This is a genomic window from Lichenicola cladoniae (genome assembly GCF_013201075.1).
In the GTDB taxonomy this organism is placed as follows: Bacteria; Pseudomonadota; Alphaproteobacteria; order Acetobacterales; family Acetobacteraceae; genus Lichenicola; species Lichenicola cladoniae.
This window is the reverse complement of the sequence record NZ_CP053708.1, coordinates 2,761,521-2,778,464: the sequence shown is the minus strand read 5'-3', so window position 1 is coordinate 2,778,464 and position 16,944 is coordinate 2,761,521. Positions and strand designations below refer to the sequence as shown.

Annotated in this window: 14 protein-coding genes and 1 tRNA gene; 6 read left to right on the top strand and 9 right to left on the bottom strand. The window is 65.1% G+C overall.

The features are described 5' to 3' along the window. Positions 1 to 119: 119 nt before the first annotated feature. A complete protein-coding gene (locus HN018_RS12740) occupies positions 120 to 2,177 on the top strand; it encodes a hypothetical protein (RefSeq protein ID WP_171836325.1) in 2,058 nt (685 codons plus the stop codon). After that, positions 2,177 to 2,662 carry a hypothetical protein gene (locus tag HN018_RS12735; RefSeq protein ID WP_171836326.1) on the top strand — a complete coding sequence of 162 codons (486 nt, stop codon included), beginning with the start codon at positions 2,177 to 2,179 and terminating at the stop codon, positions 2,660 to 2,662. Before HN018_RS12740 ends, HN018_RS12735 begins: the two co-directional genes overlap by 1 nt. 77 nt (positions 2,663 to 2,739) lie before the next feature. Here the strand turns inward: HN018_RS12735 and rpoH are convergent, their stop codons facing one another. Both rpoH and HN018_RS12725 read right to left on the bottom strand, forming a co-directional pair. Next, complete coding sequence (gene rpoH, locus HN018_RS12730) at positions 2,740 to 3,627, bottom strand: RNA polymerase sigma factor RpoH (RefSeq protein ID WP_171836394.1); 888 nt, start codon at positions 3,625 to 3,627, stop codon at positions 2,740 to 2,742. Between the two features lie 263 nt (positions 3,628 to 3,890). Beyond that, on the bottom strand, positions 3,891 to 4,904 hold the full coding sequence (locus HN018_RS12725) for an RluA family pseudouridine synthase (RefSeq protein ID WP_171836327.1): 1,014 nt from the start codon (positions 4,902 to 4,904) through the stop codon (positions 3,891 to 3,893). Between the two features lie 71 nt (positions 4,905 to 4,975). Between HN018_RS12725 and HN018_RS12720 the strand changes: the two genes are divergently transcribed. Continuing rightward, positions 4,976 to 5,305 carry a hypothetical protein gene (locus tag HN018_RS12720; RefSeq protein WP_239478640.1) on the top strand — a complete coding sequence of 110 codons (330 nt, stop codon included), beginning with the start codon at positions 4,976 to 4,978 and terminating at the stop codon, positions 5,303 to 5,305. A gap of 16 nt (positions 5,306 to 5,321) precedes the next feature. Here the strand turns inward: HN018_RS12720 and HN018_RS12715 are convergent, their stop codons facing one another. Together HN018_RS12715 and HN018_RS12710 are read right to left on the bottom strand one after the other, a co-directional pair. After that, positions 5,322 to 6,113 carry a molybdopterin-dependent oxidoreductase gene (locus tag HN018_RS12715; protein ID WP_171836328.1) on the bottom strand — a complete coding sequence of 264 codons (792 nt, stop codon included), beginning with the start codon at positions 6,111 to 6,113 and terminating at the stop codon, positions 5,322 to 5,324. Beyond that, on the bottom strand, positions 6,110 to 6,769 hold the full coding sequence (locus HN018_RS12710; protein WP_171836329.1) for a cytochrome b/b6 domain-containing protein: 660 nt from the start codon (positions 6,767 to 6,769) through the stop codon (positions 6,110 to 6,112). The genes HN018_RS12715 and HN018_RS12710 overlap by 4 nt, the downstream gene beginning before the upstream one ends. Positions 6,770 to 7,215: 446 nt before the next feature. On the opposite strand from HN018_RS12710, the gene HN018_RS29110 reads away from it, so the two are divergent. The 3 genes from HN018_RS29110 to HN018_RS12700 all read left to right on the top strand — a co-directional run bounded on the left by HN018_RS29110 (position 7,216) and on the right by HN018_RS12700 (position 11,790). Continuing rightward, positions 7,216 to 7,347: a hypothetical protein gene (locus HN018_RS29110; protein ID WP_275434010.1), complete on the top strand. Its 132-nt coding sequence runs from the start codon at positions 7,216 to 7,218 to the stop codon at positions 7,345 to 7,347. 174 nt (positions 7,348 to 7,521) lie between these two features. After that, positions 7,522 to 9,633, top strand: coding sequence for a S46 family peptidase (locus tag HN018_RS12705; protein WP_171836330.1), 2,112 nt, complete (start codon positions 7,522 to 7,524; stop codon positions 9,631 to 9,633). Positions 9,634 to 9,930: 297 nt separating this feature from the next. Further along, positions 9,931 to 11,790, top strand: coding sequence for a diguanylate cyclase (locus tag HN018_RS12700; RefSeq protein ID WP_171836331.1), 1,860 nt, complete (start codon positions 9,931 to 9,933; stop codon positions 11,788 to 11,790). Positions 11,791 to 11,851: 61 nt separating this feature from the next. On the opposite strand, the gene HN018_RS12695 is transcribed toward HN018_RS12700, so the two are convergent. The 5 genes from HN018_RS12695 to HN018_RS12675 all read right to left on the bottom strand — a co-directional run bounded on the left by HN018_RS12695 (position 11,852) and on the right by HN018_RS12675 (position 16,888). Beyond that, entirely contained in the window at positions 11,852 to 12,151 is a 300-nt protein-coding gene (locus tag HN018_RS12695) for a hypothetical protein (protein ID WP_204259520.1), read from the bottom strand. 306 nt (positions 12,152 to 12,457) lie between these two features. Further along, positions 12,458 to 13,297 carry a winged helix-turn-helix domain-containing protein gene (locus tag HN018_RS12690; protein WP_171836332.1) on the bottom strand — a complete coding sequence of 280 codons (840 nt, stop codon included), beginning with the start codon at positions 13,295 to 13,297 and terminating at the stop codon, positions 12,458 to 12,460. A gap of 233 nt (positions 13,298 to 13,530) precedes the next feature. Then, positions 13,531 to 13,965 carry a hypothetical protein gene (locus HN018_RS12685; RefSeq protein ID WP_171836333.1) on the bottom strand — a complete coding sequence of 145 codons (435 nt, stop codon included), beginning with the start codon at positions 13,963 to 13,965 and terminating at the stop codon, positions 13,531 to 13,533. Positions 13,966 to 14,290: 325 nt separating this feature from the next. After that, positions 14,291 to 14,366, bottom strand: a tRNA-Glu gene (locus HN018_RS12680). A 71-nt stretch (positions 14,367 to 14,437) separates the two neighbouring features. Then, the gene (locus HN018_RS12675; protein WP_171836334.1) at positions 14,438 to 16,888 is read right to left on the bottom strand and encodes a glucose/quinate/shikimate family membrane-bound PQQ-dependent dehydrogenase; all 2,451 of its coding nucleotides are present in this window, start codon (positions 16,886 to 16,888) and stop codon (positions 14,438 to 14,440) included. Positions 16,889 to 16,944 lie beyond the last annotated feature (56 nt).

The window sequence follows — 16,944 nt, the reverse complement described above, 5'->3', positions numbered from 1 at the left end:
GCCCGAACCGACACGACAATCGAATGCCACGGCTTGCCGGCGTTCCGGCAATCGGTGATTAACCACGCCTTAAGCACTCGGCCGCCACACTGCCCGGAGGTTCGGGATTGTGGGTCAGCATGCAGGGTCGTCAGGATGATGGACGGAACGGCAGCGGGGTCCTCATCGACCAGCGCTTCCTGGTCCTGCCCGACATGCCGTGCGGCGACTTTGCGGGACTGCCGGCCTTCGTCGCGGAACCCTATCAACCCGCCGACCAGCCCGCTCGCCGGCGGGACCGGGCGCCGGCGCCACTGATCGCGGTCCGGACACGCCGCGATGCGCCGCCGCGCGCCAACCTCCCCAACTTCCTGAACGCCTATAATATCTCCCTGCTGATGCCGCTGGCGCATGGTCCGGGCGGCGCCGATTACTGGATCGTCTGCGATGCCCCGCCCGGCCCGTCGCTGCGGGACACGATCGGCGAGAATGCGCTTCCGCCGACCGAGGCCGAGCTGACCTCGATCTATCTCCGGCCCCTGGCACTGGCGCTCGGCCGCCTCCAGTCGCTTGGCCTGGCGCACCGCGCAGTCCGGCCCGCCAACCTGTTCAGGTCGCTCGAGAGCGGCCGGATCCTGCTGGCGCCCGGTTGCGTGATGCCGCCTGCCTTCGCACAACCGGTCCTTTATGAACCACCGTCGGTCGGCGTCTGCAGCCCGCCGGCACGAGGCCATGGCGCGCTGTCCGACGATGTCTATGCGCTAGGCGTGGTCCTGCTCGAGCTGGCGCTGGGACGGCCGCCGATGGCCGGGCTGGACGACGACCAGATCCTGGCCCGCAAGCTCGAGCTCGGCAGCTTCCAGGCACTCACCAACGGCGAGCGGCTGTCGCCGGTGCTGGTGTCGCTGTTGCGGGTGATGCTGTCGGACGATCCCCGCAACCGGCCCACCCTGGCCGCATTGTCGGAAAACGGGATCGGTGCCGAACGGCCCAAGGCGCCGCGGCCGGAACCGCGTGCGCCGCGCCCACTGATGCTGGGCAAGACTCCGGTATGGACGGCCAGGATGCTGGCAATGGTGTTCGCCACGCAGCCGGCCGAGGCATTGGCCTTGCTCCGGGCGGGTACGATCGACCAGTGGCTTCGGCGCGCGCTGGAACAGTCGCTGCCGGCAGGCCGCATCGACGAGGCCGTGCGGTCGGCACGCGACCGCAGCGTCGATGGTGCCGAGAGCATGATCCTCATGCAGACGATCGCGCTGCTCGATCCCCTGGCGCCGATGTTCTGGTCCGGAACCTGGTTCTGGCCGGATGCCGCGCCGTCGATGCTGGCCGCGCACATGATTGCCGGCACCGGCGTGGACGTGCTGCATGATGCGATGCGCTACGGCGCGCTCCGACGCTGGGCCAGCCTGACCGGTCGCAATGCGAGCGTGGTGATCGACGATCTGGAGCGGCGCATGGCGCGGGCGGCGCGGCTTCCGGCCCCGAACCTGCGCCTGCCGATGCTGGCCTACAGCCTCAATCCCTATCTCGCCTGCACCTCGCCGGTCCTGGCCGGTGTCTGCGTCGTCCTTCCCCAGCAGCTCATCCTGGCACTGGAGGCTATGGCATCCGTGCCCGCTTCATTCGGGACCGGCGCGCGCCTGCTTGACCAGCAGATGCTGGCGCTGCTGGCGGCACGGACGGAGGAACAGCCCGTCTCCATCGAGCTTGCGATACCCGCCGATGCCGACGAACGGCTGCTCGATCTGCAGGCGCTGGCGCAGGCGCAACTTCAGGCGTTGACCAGGGCGCGCGATCTCGCGCTGTCGCCCCGCCAGTCCCGTGTCCCGGAGTGTACGCCACCTGGCCTCCCGGGACTGGCGGCGCGCATGCTCCCGATGACCCGGGAACGTCTGCAGGCGTGGCCGGGGAAGGGGCGGCGCGAGCGGCGTCTGGTCCGGCTGGAGCAAGCAGCGATCGAGGGCGATCTCGTCGCCATGCTCGACCTCGCCTGTCGTGACGATGCCTGGTCCACCGACAACGCCGCGTTGACCGCAGCGCGGAACCAGGCGGACGCACTCCGGACCGCCCAGCGAGTGTCTTTCGCAGCCGGCCCCCAGCGTGCACAGGCGGCCCGCGTCGCCGGGCGCGAGATCGCGATGGCCACCGGCATCGTCGCCGTTCTCGGCGCCGTCGCGGCCGCGATCATCTTCTGATGGTCCGTGCCGCACGCGAGGAGGCGGCGCCGATCTCCGCTGCCACGAAGGCCGGTCCGCATGGCGCGATGCTTTGGTGGGGCGGCCTCGGCTGCGGGGCGATGGTCGTCCTATCGCCCGGCAGCGCCGTGCTGCTGACCACCCTGATGGTTCCGGTCGCGCTGTTCGCCCTAATACCGGAGGATGGCGGGGCCGGACGGGTCGCGAAGGCCGCATCGCTGTTCGGCCTGGCAGCCAGCGTCCACCCGTTGCTCGTGTTCTGGAGCCACGGCACGACCCTGTCGGCCGCCATCATGCTGGTCAGGCAGCCGCTGATCCTGGCGACAAGCTGGGTCTCGATCCTTGCCGGCTGGTTCACCAGCGAGGCTGCTACACTGGCCGTGCGCCTCTGCTCCGACATTGCGGCCGCCGGCACTCGTCGATCTCTGGCCGCCGCGATCGTCACGCTCGAAGAGGAATGGGGGCCGCTGCCACCCCGGGCCTGAGGCTCCAGGCAAGTACAAACGAAAACGCCGCCGAGGTTACCCTCGGCGGCGCATGGTCTTTAGCCGGGATGACCCGGTCAGGCGGCCTGATCCGCCAGCCGGCGCGTGGTCACCTGCGTCTTCATCGCCTTCTGCACCTTCTCGAACGCACGCACCTCGATCTGGCGCACCCGCTCGCGCGAGATACCGTAATGCTGGGACAGGTCCTCGAGCGTCGAAGGCTCCTCGTTCAACCTGCGCTCTACCAGAATATGGCGCTCGCGCTCGTTCAACGTCTGCAGCGCGTCGCCCAGCAATGCCTTGCGGCCGCTGAACTCCTCGCTTTCGGCGAGCGTCTGCTCCTGGCTGTCCGCATCGTCGACCAGCCAGTCCTGCCACTCGCCTTCACTGTCGGCACGAACCGGCGCGTTGAGGCTGTGGTCCGGCGCGGCGAGGCGGCGGTTCATGTTCACCACGTCGTTGGTGGACACGCCCAGCGTCGTCGCGATGTGATCGACCTGCTCCGGCTGCATGTCGCCGTCCTCGATCGCCTGCATCTGGCCCTTCAGCCTGCGCAGGTTGAAGAACAGCTTCTTCTGTGCGGCTGTGGTGCCCATCTTCACGAGCGACCAGCTATGCAGGATGTATTCCTGGATCGCCGCCCTGATCCACCACATCGCATAGGTGGCCAACCGGAAGCCGCGCTCGGGATCGAAGCGTTTCACCGCCTGCATCATGCCGACATTGCCTTCGCTGATAAGCTCAGCGATCGGCAGGCCATAGCCGCGGTAGCCCATCGCGATCTTGGCGACGAGACGAAGATGCGACGTCACTAGCTTATGAGCGGCTGCGGTATCTTCGCTGTCGCGCCACGCCTTGGAGAGTGATAACTCCTCTTCGGGCGCAAGCATCGGGAATTTGCGAATTTCCTGAAGGTAGCGCGAGAGGTTGCCTTCGGGACTTACATTAATGGTGGCTACTGCCATCGGAGGCTCCTTTCGCCTGAGCGGCTGCGGCATCTCGCCTGTCCTTACGGCACAGACGGGACAATGTTTCGCAGCAGGTTCAGCATGGGCGCGGGTTGGACTTCACGTCCCCGAGATACTCCCCATGTAAGGCAGAGCCGGCTCAGGACGCCCAGACCGGCGGGCGCGCCCGCTCGTCGGAATTGAACAAGGGATACCGGACCGGTGCGGTCCGGTCAAGTTAATGTGGCCTTTCCGTGACCTGAACACTCGTCCATGCGTGATTAAGGATCCGTGAACAGTATTTTCTGTAGATCCTGAAAATCAACCGGCGGCGGCGTCTCGAAACGAAGCATGGCGCCGGTTTCCGGATGCGTGAAGGCCAGCATAGCCGCATGCAGGGCCTGGCGCGGAAAGTCCAGCGCCGCCCGCCTTGCATGGTCGGGCAGCAATTTCGACACGGCCGGGATCCGGCGCAGATAGACCGGATCGCCCAGCAGCGCGTGACCGTTCTGCGAGAAATGCACGCGGATCTGGTGAGTGCGTCCGGTGGCCAGCCGGCACTCGATCAAACTGACCGCCATGTCGATGGTCTCCAGCGTCCGGTAATGGGTCAGGGCGTATTTGCCGCCGCGTGGGACGATGGTCATGCGCTTGCGGTCGCGCGGATCGCGTCCGATCGCGCCCTCCAGGTCTCCCGCCGCCGGCGACAGCACGCCCCAGCACAAAGCGAGGTAGCTGCGCTCGATCCGGCGTGCTGCGAAATCTGCGGACAGCGTCGCCAGCGCATGTTCGGTCTTGGCGACGACCATGGTGCCGGACGTGTCCTTGTCGAGCCGGTGCACGATTCCCGGCCGCTTCTCGCCGCCGATCCCCGGCAGGGTCTCGCCGCAATAGCCGAGCAGGGCATTTACCAGCGTGCCGTCCTCGTTGCCCGGGGCCGGATGCACCACCAGCCCTGCCGGCTTGTCGAGTACGATCAGGCTGTCATCCTCATAGAGGATGGTGAACGGGATCGACTGCGACGCCGGCCAGGCCGAGACCGGCACCGGCGGCGATACCTCGAATCGCATGCCGGCCCGCACGATTTCGGCCGGGGATCGCAATACCGCGCCACCGCGCCGCACATGGCCGTCTTCCATCAGGCCCTTGATGCGCGACCGGGACAGGCTGGGAGACGCTTCGGCCAGGAACCGGTCGGTCCGCATGCCGTCATGCGACGGCTCGGCCACGACCGACAACGCGCCTGGTCCGGAGGCATGCTCCTGGGACGGGTCGGGATGCTCCGGTTCAATCATCGGCGTGCTTTATCCGAAACCGCCGGGACGGACTACAAGACGCGTCGGCACGATGCCGCAGGGAGACCGGAGTGGGTACAAGCAAGGCGCTAATGGCGCTGGTGATCTTCATGGGGGTGCTGATCGTCGCCGGAACCACCGGCCTGGTCGCCGTGGTCATCCATCGGCTGGCCCATCCGCAATCCCACGCGGCTGCGCTCGGTGCCACCGCCGCTCCATTGCCTCCGATGTCGGACCGTCCGGTCCTGGCGCGCGAGCCGGCCGGAACCCGGATTACCGCGCTGGTCCGTCAGTCCGATACGGTGTTGTCGATCGCACTGACCGGTGGCGGTCCCGACCGCATCCTGGTCTGGGACCTCGCCCGCGGCACCCGACTGTCCGAGATCGACCTGGTGCCCTGAGGCTCGCCGCGCTGGTTCAGCTGCCGCTGAACCAGTTGTAGCCCTGGTCTTCCCAATAGCCGCCCGGATAAGTGTTGGTGACGAACATGGCGCCGATGTATTTCGGGTTCTTGAAGCCGAGCTTGGTCGGGATGCGCAGCCGGATCGGATAGCCGTATCCGGTCGGCAACTCGCTGCCGCCGTAATCCAGCGTGATGATCGTCTGTGGATGCAGCGCGGTCTCCATGTCGATCGACGAGTAGTAGCGGTCGAGGCACTTGATGCCGACATAGCGCGCGGTCAGGTCCGCGCCGATATGCTCGAGGAAGGTGCGGAACGGCACGCCGCTCCATTGCCCGATGGCACTCCACCCTTCGACGCAGATCAGCCGGGTGATCTGGCTCTGCTGCGGCAGGGCTCGCAGGCGGTCGAGCGTCCACGGCGTCTTGTCCGCGACCAGTCCGGACAGTTCCAGCTTCCAGGTGTCGCCGTCGATGTCGGGTGCATCGTCGATCCCGTAGAACGCATTGAACGGAAACGGCTTGGTGATCCGGTCGGCGGCATAGGTCGGCGCCAGGGTCGTCTTGCTGAACAGCAGCGACTGCACCCGGTCGTTGAAGCGCGACATCGCCAGCAGCACGCGGTCCACTGCATCTCCGTCTGCGAGGTTGCAGCCGGACAGCATGGTCAGTGCGCCGAGCGACAGGCCCTGGCGCAGGAACGACCGCCGTTCGATCCGCTCCAGTCTCGGCCGCAGCGTCTCGAGCAGCTGCCGGCGGGCCGCCCGGGCCTCCGGCGTTCGGTCGTCCTGCGGTTTAATATCGTTCATGACTGCACCTCGGCGGGGGACGCATCGAGATGCGCACGCCCGGTAATCATCGCCGGCAGGGTTTTCGGCACCAGCGCTACCAGCGCCAGATGCACGACAACGAACAGGACGATCCCGCTCATCGCGAAGAAATGGATCCAGCGCAGCGTCGGATAGCCGCCCAGCAGCGAGTCGATGAGCTGGAGCTGCACCGGTTTCCACATGCCGAGCCCGGATACCAGGGCAGCGACGCCCAGCACCAGCACACCGATATAGAGCAGCCGCTGCACCGCGTTGTAGGTGCCGAGCTTGTGCTTCAACCGGAATGCCAGCGCCTCGCGGAGATCATGCCCGAAGGCGCGCGGGGTGATCGGCAGGAACGAGCGCACGAAGTGCCGTCCGATCAGACCGTAGCCGAAATACCCCAGCGAATTGGCGATCAGCAGCCACATGGCGGCGAGGTGCCATGCGATGCCGCCGCCGAGCCAGCCGCCGAGCGTCATCCAGGCCGGAAACCTGAATGGGATCAGCGGCGAGGCATTATAAATCTGCCAGCCGCTGCAGACCATCATGACAATGGCGACCGCGTTGACCCAGTGGGTGATCCGCACGACGAGGGGATGGACGACCATCACCCGAGGCTTGCCCGACGATGAGGCGACCGTTTCGACCGTCATAAACGCTTTCTCCGCATCCGGACTGCCCGTGGTACGCAGGCATATCGCATCCGGTACAGATTACATCGGCCGGACGGTTCCGTCTGCGCCGATGATGATCCGCTGGACATCGATCGACGCTGCCGTCGCCGTCCCTGGATCTTGCCCGGGCCACGTTGCCCTGCCGAAGCATGCCAGTCATAGGCCCGAGCAACGTTGTCGGGGTCGGCGCTTCCTGCAATCGCGGCGAGGCCTCGATGCTGCTGTCGAGGCAGCGGCGGGCAGACACGGTGCCATGCGGCCCCTGGTGATGGTCGGCAAGTCCGGGCTCAGACAAGGTTGCACTAGAATCGAGCAAACGCTGCACACAAGCTATGCAAACTGGTGCATGGACCGGGCAGATGAGCCGGCCTAGTTCTCCGGTCAACCGGACGGATCGATCCGCCCAAACACCTGCAGGACATCCAATGGCCACCACCCTGAGCCACACCAAGACCCCCACACTCCCGACCCGGGACATGGGCTCGATCCTGATAAATTGTGGCGCAGTCGTCGCCACCGCCATCGTCGGCGCCGGCCTCTGGATCATGATGAGCTGAGCAGCCGGCCCCATCGGGCCTGGGCCGGCCGGTGACTTGACCGGCCGGATATTCTAGATGTCGTGGCAATGCTCCGGTATTGGGCAGCCTCTTCGACGATGCATGGAATGGCCCATGCGGTGATCCTAGGTGCTGCGCAAACCGGGCGCGTCACCGCATCAGGATCGGCCCACCATGCGATACCGCACATTCCGCTTGCATATTCTTCGATCGACCACGGCTCTGGTGCTGGCGACAAGCACCTTCGGCGCGGCCGCACGGGCCGACGAAGGCATGTGGACCATGGACAACCTGCCGACCAGGCAGCTCAAGCAGCGATATGGTTTCACCCCTTCGGCGGAATGGATCAGCCGGGTCACCCAGGCCTCCGCACGGCTGACGCTGGGATGCTCGGCCTCGTTCGTGTCCGCGGACGGGCTGGTCATGACCAACCACCACTGCGCCAACGAATGCCTGGCCGAGTTGTCGCCCAAGGGCGAAAACTGGTTCCAGAACGGCTTCTCCTCCAAGGGCCAGGCCTCCGAGCCGCAGTGCCCCGCCATGGAACTCGACCGGCTCGACCGCATCACCGACGTCACCGCGACCATGGGCAAGGCACTCGCCGGCCAGCAGGGCGCTGCCTACAGCCAGGCGCAGAAGGCCGCCGAGGCGGGTATCCAGAAGGACTGCGTCGCCGGCGACCCGACCCACTGGCGCTGCGACGTCGTGACGCTCTACCACGGCGGCCGGACGGCCCTCTATCGCTACAAGCGCTACCAGGATGTGCGGCTGGTGTTCGCACCGGACCAGAACGCCGCGTTCTTCGGCGGCGACCCGGACAATTTCAACTTTCCCCGCTACGACCTCGACCTGACCTTCCTGCGTGCCTACGAGAACGGCCATCCGGCGAAGGTGACCTACTTCCCGTTCGACGCCGAGGGTCCCAAGGACGGCCAGCTGGTGTTCACCTCCGGCAATCCGGGCTCGACCTCCCGCGAGGAGCCGGTTGCGCAGTTGCAGCTCACGCGCGATCTCGAGCTTCCCTCGACCTATGGCTACCTGTCCACGCTGGATGGCGTGCTGTGGCAGTACGGACGCCAGGGCGCGCAGCAGACCCAGGATGCGCAGGACATGCTGTTCGGCGTCGAGAACAGTCTGAAGGTCTACGCGGGCTGGCTTCAGACCCTGGCCGATCCGGCCATGATGGCAACCAAGCAGAAATACGAGACCGGCCTGAGGGCCTGGATCGATGCCGATCCGGCCCGCAAGGCGACCTACGGCGATCCGTGGACGAAGCTGGGCTCGGCACTCGACAAGGAGCGCGCGCTCAACGTTCGCTATACGATGATCGAAGGCGGGCCCCGCGGTAATCCGCGCGGCTTCCAGAGCGACCTGTTCCACTATGCCAAGATCCTGGTTCGTGGTGCGGCCGAGCGGGCTAAGCCGGATGCGCAGCGCCTGTCCGCCTTCCACGACGCCAACCTGCCCGCGGTCGAGGACGCGCTCAAGTCGCCGGCGCCCGTGCATGCCGACCTGGACCGGACGCTGCTCGCCTTCTCCCTGACCCGGCTGCGCCAGGCGCTCGGCGCCGACGATGCCACCGTGCATCAGGTACTCGGCCAGGACAGTCCGGACATCCGGGCCAACACCCTGGTCGATGGCTCGAAGCTCGCCGACCCGGCCGTGCGCATGGCGCTCTGGACAGGCGGGCAGGCGGCGATCGATGCCTCGACCGACCCGATGATCGTGCTCGTCCGCACCATCGAGCCGACGGCACGCGCGCTGCGCGACCAGTGGGACAACGACATCGTGTCGGTGCAGCGCCAGACCAGCGAGACCATCTCCAAGGCCCGGTTCGCACGCGATGGCGCCGGCAGCTATCCGGACGCCACCTTCACGCAGCGGCTATCGTTCGGCGTGGTCAAAGGCTGGAACGAGAACGGCAAGCAGGTTCCCGCCTTCACGACCTTCGCCGGGCTCTACGACCGCGCCACCGGCAGCGACCCGTTCCGGCTGACCCAACCCTGGATCGACGCCAAACCGCACCTCGACATGAAGACGAAGTTCGACTTCGCCTCGACCAACGACATCATCGGCGGCAATTCGGGCAGCCCGGTGATCGATGCGCGTGGACATGCGGTGGGGCTGATCTTCGACGGCAACATCCACTCTCTCGGCGGCGACTTCGTCTATGACGGCAGCCAGAACCGGGCGGTCGCGGTGGACACGTCGGCAATCCTGGCGGCGCTCAGGACCGTGTACAAGAACCAGGCCGTCGCGGATGAACTGGTGAAGGGGCATCTTTGACGGTCGCCGAGCTACCATGACCGGTCGGGGCTTCGGCCCCGGCCCGACGTCGCCCGAGTAGTCTTTCAAGACGAGACACGCGTCGGGGAAGGAAAGAAAGCGAGCAAGTCTGCGCAAGGCTGGACTGCCAGATTGTATTGCGATCATCGATAGATGTGATTATAATTATAGCTCGATGTAGCAAAGGTTTCCTTCGATTGGCTGCGTCGCAATATATAATTTAACTCATGATATGCGTCCTTGCTCAGACTTGAGACTGGGCAGGAAGTGTAGTTCGAAATTGGAAGCCACTCCGCGATGAAGTTGAGCCTGCTCACGGGTGCAGCGGTTCTGATCATCGTCGGATTCTCGGTGCTTTCAGGCACAATGTTGCTGGAGATGCGGCAGGAAACCTGGGCGCATGATGTCCAGAGTTCGCGCAATCTCCTCGCCGCCGAGGCTGACGACATCGCGAGAACCATCGCGATCTATGATCTCGCGCTGCGTTCGACGTCATCGGCCCTGGACGATCCGGCGCTCATGGCGGCCGACCAGCATCTGCAGCAGATGGGGCTGTTCGATCATTCCATCACCGCCGCCTACCAGGGCGCACTCCGGGTGATCGACGGCGATGGAGATGTGATCCATGACGCGGCCACGCTTGCTCCACTGCCGGCTAGTCCGGCTGAGCGGGAGGCATTGCTTCGTCATCGGGACCACGATGCAATGGGAATTGCGATCGGCAGGCCAATCGGGCTTGGGACGGCGGGCGGGGGTGACATCACCCTGTCGCGCCGCCTCGATACGGCGGACGGTCGTTTTGCCGGCATCGTGACCGGAACCATCCAGGTCGCCTATTTCGCCGACCTGTTCCGCCGGCTGAAACTCGGACCCCACGATGTCGTCAGCCTTTTCCGTGACGACGGAACCATGCTCGCTCACTATCCGGACACCACGCACGTCGGACAGAGTGTCGCCGGTTCCAATATCATGCGGCAGTTCGAGCTCAAACGAAGCGGGACCTATACCGGGCGATCGGTGTTCGACGGCACGCGCCGTGTGTACTCGTTCACGCATCTGGGTGGATGGCCACTGGTCCTGGATGTCGGGCTGTCGGAAAACGACGTCTATGCGCCCTGGCGCCAGCGGGCATGGCTCGTGACCTTGTGCCTGCTGACCATGGGGGTCATCAGCCTCTGCCTGCTGCTGACACTGCGCTCGGAGTTGAGTCGCCGGCTTGCGGCCGAGAACAATGCGCGTGAGAGCGAAACCCGATATCGACTGCTTGCCGACAATTCGTCCGACATGATCATACGCTTCGACCGGCAGCTTCGCCGGACCTATGTTTCTCCGTCATGCCGCAAGCATGGGTATGAGCCGGCCGACCTGCTCGGAAAGACGCCGCAAAGCTGGATCCATCCGGATGACTGGCTGGAATTCCAGTCGACCACGAAGTCGGCGCAACGGGAACTGCGGAACACCCACACGAACTACCGCATTCTCCACAAAGACGGTCACTACATCTGGTTGGAAGGTCGTTACAGCTATGTGGCCGGCGATGGCGGGTTCATCGCGGTTCTGCGCGACGTCAGCCGGCGCAAGGAAGCCGAGCTGAAACTCAAACTTGCGGTCGAAGAACTGGGCCGCCTGGCCGCCATCGACAGCCTGACCGAGGTCGCGAACCGTCGCACCTTCGATACGCGCCTGGCCGAGGAATGGAAGCGCGCCTATCGCGCGGAGAGCGAGATCGCGATCCTCATCATCGATGTGGACTTGTTCAAGACCTACAACGACCAGTACGGCCATCAGGCCGGAGATGCGGTCCTCAAGGCGGTCGCCTTGGCACTCCAGGACAGCGTCCACCGTCCCGGCGATTTCGTCGCGCGTTATGGCGGGGAAGAGTTCGTCGTGATCATCCCGAACACCGATCTTTTTGGCGCGATCGAGGTCGGCGAGACAGTGCGGCGCGCAGTTCTCAACCTGCAAATTCAGCACGATGCAAATCCGATGCATGTCGTGACCATCAGCGTCGGAGCGGCCAGTGCGTTTCCGAGACTGAATCTGGCCAGTGCGGAAGAGATGTTCACCGCTGCCGACGGGGCGCTCTATTCCGCCAAATCCGCCGGCCGTAACAGGGTGAAAGCCCAAATCGCGACATCGAGCATCGCGTCTAGGTAGCGGGCCGCACCGGCAGGCCTTGCATCATCGAGCCCAGGCCGGAACGGCGATTACGCTCTGATCAGCCCGGCAGGTTGGACGAGTAGGAGATCGACGCGATCCGCCAGCCATCGACGCCCCTGACCAGCTGCCAGGTCTCGCTTCCCCGGTTCTGCTCCTTGCCGTCGATCATGAAGCGAAAGTCGAAATAGGCCGAGGCGATGATACCGTCGGTCTGGATCCGCAGGTTGGAATGCTGGGGATCGAGCGAGGCTTTCGACTTCGACACGAAGTCGGCGAAATCCTGATACGAACTCATCCGGATCTTGGCTGCATCCGGCGCTTTCACCCGAGCCAGCGCATAGCGCTGATCAGAGAGCACGTTGAACCAGCTGCTTCCGCTAGAGGTAAACAAAGCAGCCAGCCTCTTTCCGTCATGAGCAACGACGGCCGCATGGAAGGCAGCCATGACATGCTGAACATCGACGGTATCGCCGCTGGTGTCCTGCCGGGCTCGGGCGGGAGTTGCGAGTAGACATAAGATGAGGATCGGGGCGGCCATGAAAGGCCGGTTTGCGTATCGCAACGTGAAATCTCCTCGGTCGGGGAGGGTTCCCGTGGCACGGTCCGACCCAGGGGAAGAGTAAAGAAGGGGTAAACCTTCAATAAACCCCTCATGATCAATGGATTATCGGTTGTGGCGCCGTGCGTTCGGGTCGAGCCGGCGGTCGAGCTCATCCAGGCGTTGCGACGTCGACTTTGCCAGCTCGGCCGCCCCGCCGGCAGCGAATCCGGACCAGAGCACCGTCCCGGTGCGACCATCGGTTGCCTTGAGTGCCAACTCGGGGACCCCGTTCCAGAGGATCAGGTGCGAGACCAGTTGCAGAGCCGGGGCCGCGCCGTGCGCCGCAGCTTTTGCTTCCGGCGCAATCATCCGGATCGAGTCGAAGCGCGCCACCCGATCAGTCACGACCGCGCTCAAGGCGCTGGCCAGTGGTTGATAGCTTGCGACCCCGGTATCGTTGCTCACAGGCGCAACGACCAGTTCCGGCAGCTGGCTGTAACGCGCCGGAAGACCGACCATCAACAGCCCAAACAGGACTGCAACGGCCGCCGCTACGCCCCAGACGTATCGGTGCCCGGCTCGATCTGGTGGCTGATGTCCCGAGAATGCCTCTATTTCCGGCGGCTGCGCGGGCTCCGCGTTGAGACGATAGCCCCGCTTGGCGATCGTAACGAGGTGGGTGGGGCGACGGGCATCGTCGCCGAGGGCCCGTCGCAGGTCGCCGATGACGATGGCAACGCTGTTGGAACTCACGATGCGGCCTTGCCAGACCTCGGCAAGAAGCTCGTCCCGGCTGACGATCTCGCCTCGACGCCGGCACAGCACAGCCAAAGTGCGGGCCGCACGGTCCTCGAGCGGGCGCGTCGTTTGCCCATCCCGTAGGATCGCGTCCTGTTCCACGAAGCGCCAGGTGCCGATCAGGTGGTCATCCACGTCCGCCGTGGCATGCTCTCCGACTGGCAAGTGTGGATCATTCGTTGGATCAACGGATATCCGGTCACGGCTTGCCCGGTTCCACATGCCAGGCTTGAATGATGATCGCATCAGGTTGCCGAAGGCATTCTTTGAACCGTCTCCGCGCGATCGGCGTTCAGGATGGAGAAAAAGCCTGCCGCGTTTACGAACGGGTCGGTCGCCATCGCGATGAATGGCATCCAGACCTTTCTCGGCCTGCCATGCGAGTGCCTCCGACCAGGCTATGTCTGACGGCGAACGATGTAGAACGCGCCGTCGCCCGAGGGCACCAGCAAGTTATTCTTGTCGAGCACGAATCCATCCATGCAGACGGCATTGATATAGCCGGCCTTGTTTCCCAGGCGAAACTCTCCGAGGTCCAGGTCCTTACGCGTGACCTCCCATCCCTCGCTCATGACGCCATCTACAGTCACGACGTCATAGGTGATCTCGTGTTTGTCGCACAGGCCGGACGGCATCATGATGCTGGTCCTTGAGATCACATACGATTTGCCAAGTCCCTTGTCGGCTCCGGCCTGACCGGAGCTGGCATCCCCGTAACCCGCGATTTTAACGACCTTCCAATGTCCGAAATAATCAGACAACTGAGCGGCGGATGCGGCCAGCGGGGTCAACGCCGTGATCGTCATCAACGCTGCAGACAAGAAAGTCTTCATTGGTTTCGTCCCGGCGATCCGGCTCCACACCTATCACAGCGCGCAATCTCTTCGGCGCGGCGGTCGATTAAACCGGGCGAACGGATCGGTGGGCCAGCAGGATGGCCGAGCGCACCGCGACCGTGGATCATGATGAGTGAACGTAGCCGAGCCACGTCGGTGTCGTTGTCATGATGGCGAGCTACCGCGTCATCGTTATGCCGATGCCGACGGTTGCACTCGATAGGCCCGATGACAACCATGCATGGGTCACCGTCCGTCCGGCCAAGCGACATGTCCGCCACAAGGATGTTTGGAGGAAGTCGGGCCTAGTGCGTGGAAATACTGGCGTCCCGTAGGGGATTCGAACCCCTGTTACCGCCGTGAGAGGGCAGCGTCCTAGGCCTCTAGACGAACAGGACATGGCCAGTGGCGGTGGATGTAAAACACCGCCGAAGAGGAAGCAAGCCCCTTTCGGCGGTGCCGGCGCGACCTATTGAAGCGTGTAGGCGATCACGTAGTCGCCCCGTTTGGTTCCGAACGAGCCGTGTCCGCCGGCCGCAGTCACCACGAACTGCTTGCCGTCGACGGCGTAGCTCATCGGTGTCGACTGGCCGCCGGCGGGGAGGCGGTCCTGCCACAACTGGTGGCCGTCACGGACGTCGTAGGCGCGGATGTAGTAGTCCAGCGTCCCGGTCAGGAACGCGACGCCGCCGGCGGTGGTCAGCGGACCGCCCAGCATCGGCACGCCCATCTTGATCGGGATCGGCAGCGGTGCCTCGTCGCGGATGGTGCCGTTGCGATGCTGCCAGACGATCTTCATCGTCTTCAGGTCGATCCCCGCCATGTAGCCCCACGGCGGCCGCTTGCAGGGCAGTCCGATCGGCGACAGGAACGGGTGCAGGTTCACCCCGAACGGCGAGCCATACATCGGCTGCACGCCGACCTCGGACCCGGACGGATGCGCGTTGTTCGGCGCGGCAGGATTGTCCGGCCCGCGCGGTATCAGCGTCGACACGAACGGGATCGCCATGGGGTTGGCGATCACCAGTTGGCGCGCCTGGTCGACCGCCACGCCGCCCCACTCGAACATGCCGAGATTGCCCGGGAACACCAGCGTGCCCTGCAGGCTCGGCGGTGTGAACGGACCCTCGTAGCGCAGCCGGTGGAACATGATCCGGCAGGCGAGCTGGTCGTAGATGGTGGCGCCCCACATGTCGGCGCCGACCAGGTTGCGCTTCGGACGGAAGCTCAGCTCCGAGAAGGGCTGCGTCGGTGACACGTGATCGCCGGGTGCCGCACCGCCCGGCACGGCGGTTTCCGGTGCCGGCACGATCAGCGCACCGGTCTGGCGGTTGAGGACGAACAGGTTACCGGTCTTGGCCGGTACCAGGATCGCCGGAACGACACCCTCGGGCCGGTTGAGGTCGACCAGCGTCGGCTGCGACGGCAGATCCATGTCCCAGAGGTCATGATGCACGGTCTGATACGACCAGACGCGATGGCCGGTCTTGATGTCCAGCGCCACCAGCGCACTGGAATAGCGCTCAGACGCCGGCGTGCGGTTGCCGCCCCAGATGTCCGGCGTCTGCACCCCCATCGGCAGATACACCAAGCCGAGCTTGGCATCGTAGGAGGCGGTCATCCAGCTATTGGGCGAATTGTTGGTGTAGTGGTGGGTTGCGGACGGCATCTCGTTCTCGTCGGGATTGCCCGCATCCCACGCCCAGACCAACCGCCCGGTATGGATGTCGAAGCCGCGCACCACGCCGGACGGCTCGTGGGTCGAGTAGTTGTCGATGACCGCACCGGCCACCACCAGGATCTGGTCGCTCACCACCGGCGGCGAGGTCGGCTCGTAGTAGCCCGGCGTCCGCTCCCCCATGCCGTCGATCAGGCCAAGCGTGCCGTGGTCGCCGAAGCCCTCGCACAGCTTGCCGGTATCGGCATCGAGCTTGACCATCCGCCCGTCATTGACCGGCAGGAATATAGCGTGCGGACACTCGGCCGGCACCGGCTTGCCCTCTGTGTCGAGCGAACCGGCCGGCGTGTCGGAATAGGAGACGCCACGGCAGGTGAGGTGCTGGAAGGTCGGGTTGCGATACAGCTTCGGGTCGTAGGACCAGCGCAGGGTGCCGTTGCGTGCGTCCACCGCGAACAGCTTCTGGTGCTGCGAGCAGAGATAGAGCGTGTCGCGGACCTTGATCGGCGTGACCTCGAAGGTGGTCTCCTTCGGATCCTGGTCGCTGCCGACATCGCCGGTGCGGAACACCCACGCCACCTTGAGCTGGTTCGCGTTGGCCGGGGTGATCTGCGACAGCGGCGAAAAGCGGGTGCCGAACTGGGTGCGGCCATACGCGTGCCAGTCCTCGTCCGGCTGGCCGGCATAATCCTGCGGCGCCGGCCCGGTCGTGCCATTATCGATGACGCCCGCCAGGTCGTTGTGCGTGGTCACCAGTCCGACCAGCAGCACGACCACGCCGGCCGCGACTCCGATCCAGAGCGGACCGGCCCCGGCGCGACGCACCGGTGCAGGCCGCGCCGAGGCCCCGCCGGCCGATGCGCGCTTCAGGTTCCGATGGAACCCGCGTCCGTATTCCGGGTCGAGCCCGCGCCGGATCCACGGCGTCAGCAGCCACAACCCGAGCGGAAAGATCACGTCCCCACGGGCGGCGAGCGGCCACCAGTCGAAGCCGATCTCCCAGATCGACCAGGCCATGGTGCCGATCAGCACGGCAGCGTAGACCCACAGTGCCTCCGATCGCCTGGCGACCAGCAGCACGCCGGTCAGCAGGATACCGAGGCCGGCGATCAGGTAGAACAGCGAGCCGCCGAGCGACGCGAGCCACAGCCCGCCTCCAGCCAAGGCCAGGCCGGCAAGCGAGTAAAGAAGGCCGGTAAACAGGAGCACCTTGTGCGGCCGCCTCGAGGTGGATGTCGACATGCTGTCCTCTCGGTCTATGGTCCGGCGGTCCGGCCTCGTCGCATAGTTTTCCATTA

Coding starts and splice junctions, on each gene's coding strand:
- HN018_RS12740 (WP_171836325.1), top strand. CDS start 120: ATGCAGGGTCGTCAGGATGATGGACGGAACGGCAGCGGGGTCCTCATC.
- HN018_RS12735 (WP_171836326.1), top strand. CDS start 2,177: ATGGTCCGTGCCGCACGCGAGGAGGCGGCGCCGATCTCCGCTGCCACG.
- rpoH (WP_171836394.1), bottom strand. CDS start 3,627: ATGGCAGTAGCCACCATTAATGTAAGTCCCGAAGGCAACCTCTCGCGC.
- HN018_RS12725 (WP_171836327.1), bottom strand. CDS start 4,904: ATGATTGAACCGGAGCATCCCGACCCGTCCCAGGAGCATGCCTCCGGA.
- HN018_RS12715 (WP_171836328.1), bottom strand. CDS start 6,113: ATGAACGATATTAAACCGCAGGACGACCGAACGCCGGAGGCCCGGGCG.
- HN018_RS12710 (WP_171836329.1), bottom strand. CDS start 6,769: ATGACGGTCGAAACGGTCGCCTCATCGTCGGGCAAGCCTCGGGTGATG.
- HN018_RS29110 (WP_275434010.1), top strand. CDS start 7,216: ATGGCCACCACCCTGAGCCACACCAAGACCCCCACACTCCCGACCCGG.
- HN018_RS12705 (WP_171836330.1), top strand. CDS start 7,522: ATGCGATACCGCACATTCCGCTTGCATATTCTTCGATCGACCACGGCT.
- HN018_RS12700 (WP_171836331.1), top strand. CDS start 9,931: ATGAAGTTGAGCCTGCTCACGGGTGCAGCGGTTCTGATCATCGTCGGA.
- HN018_RS12685 (WP_171836333.1), bottom strand. CDS start 13,965: ATGAAGACTTTCTTGTCTGCAGCGTTGATGACGATCACGGCGTTGACC.
- HN018_RS12675 (WP_171836334.1), bottom strand. CDS start 16,888: ATGTCGACATCCACCTCGAGGCGGCCGCACAAGGTGCTCCTGTTTACC.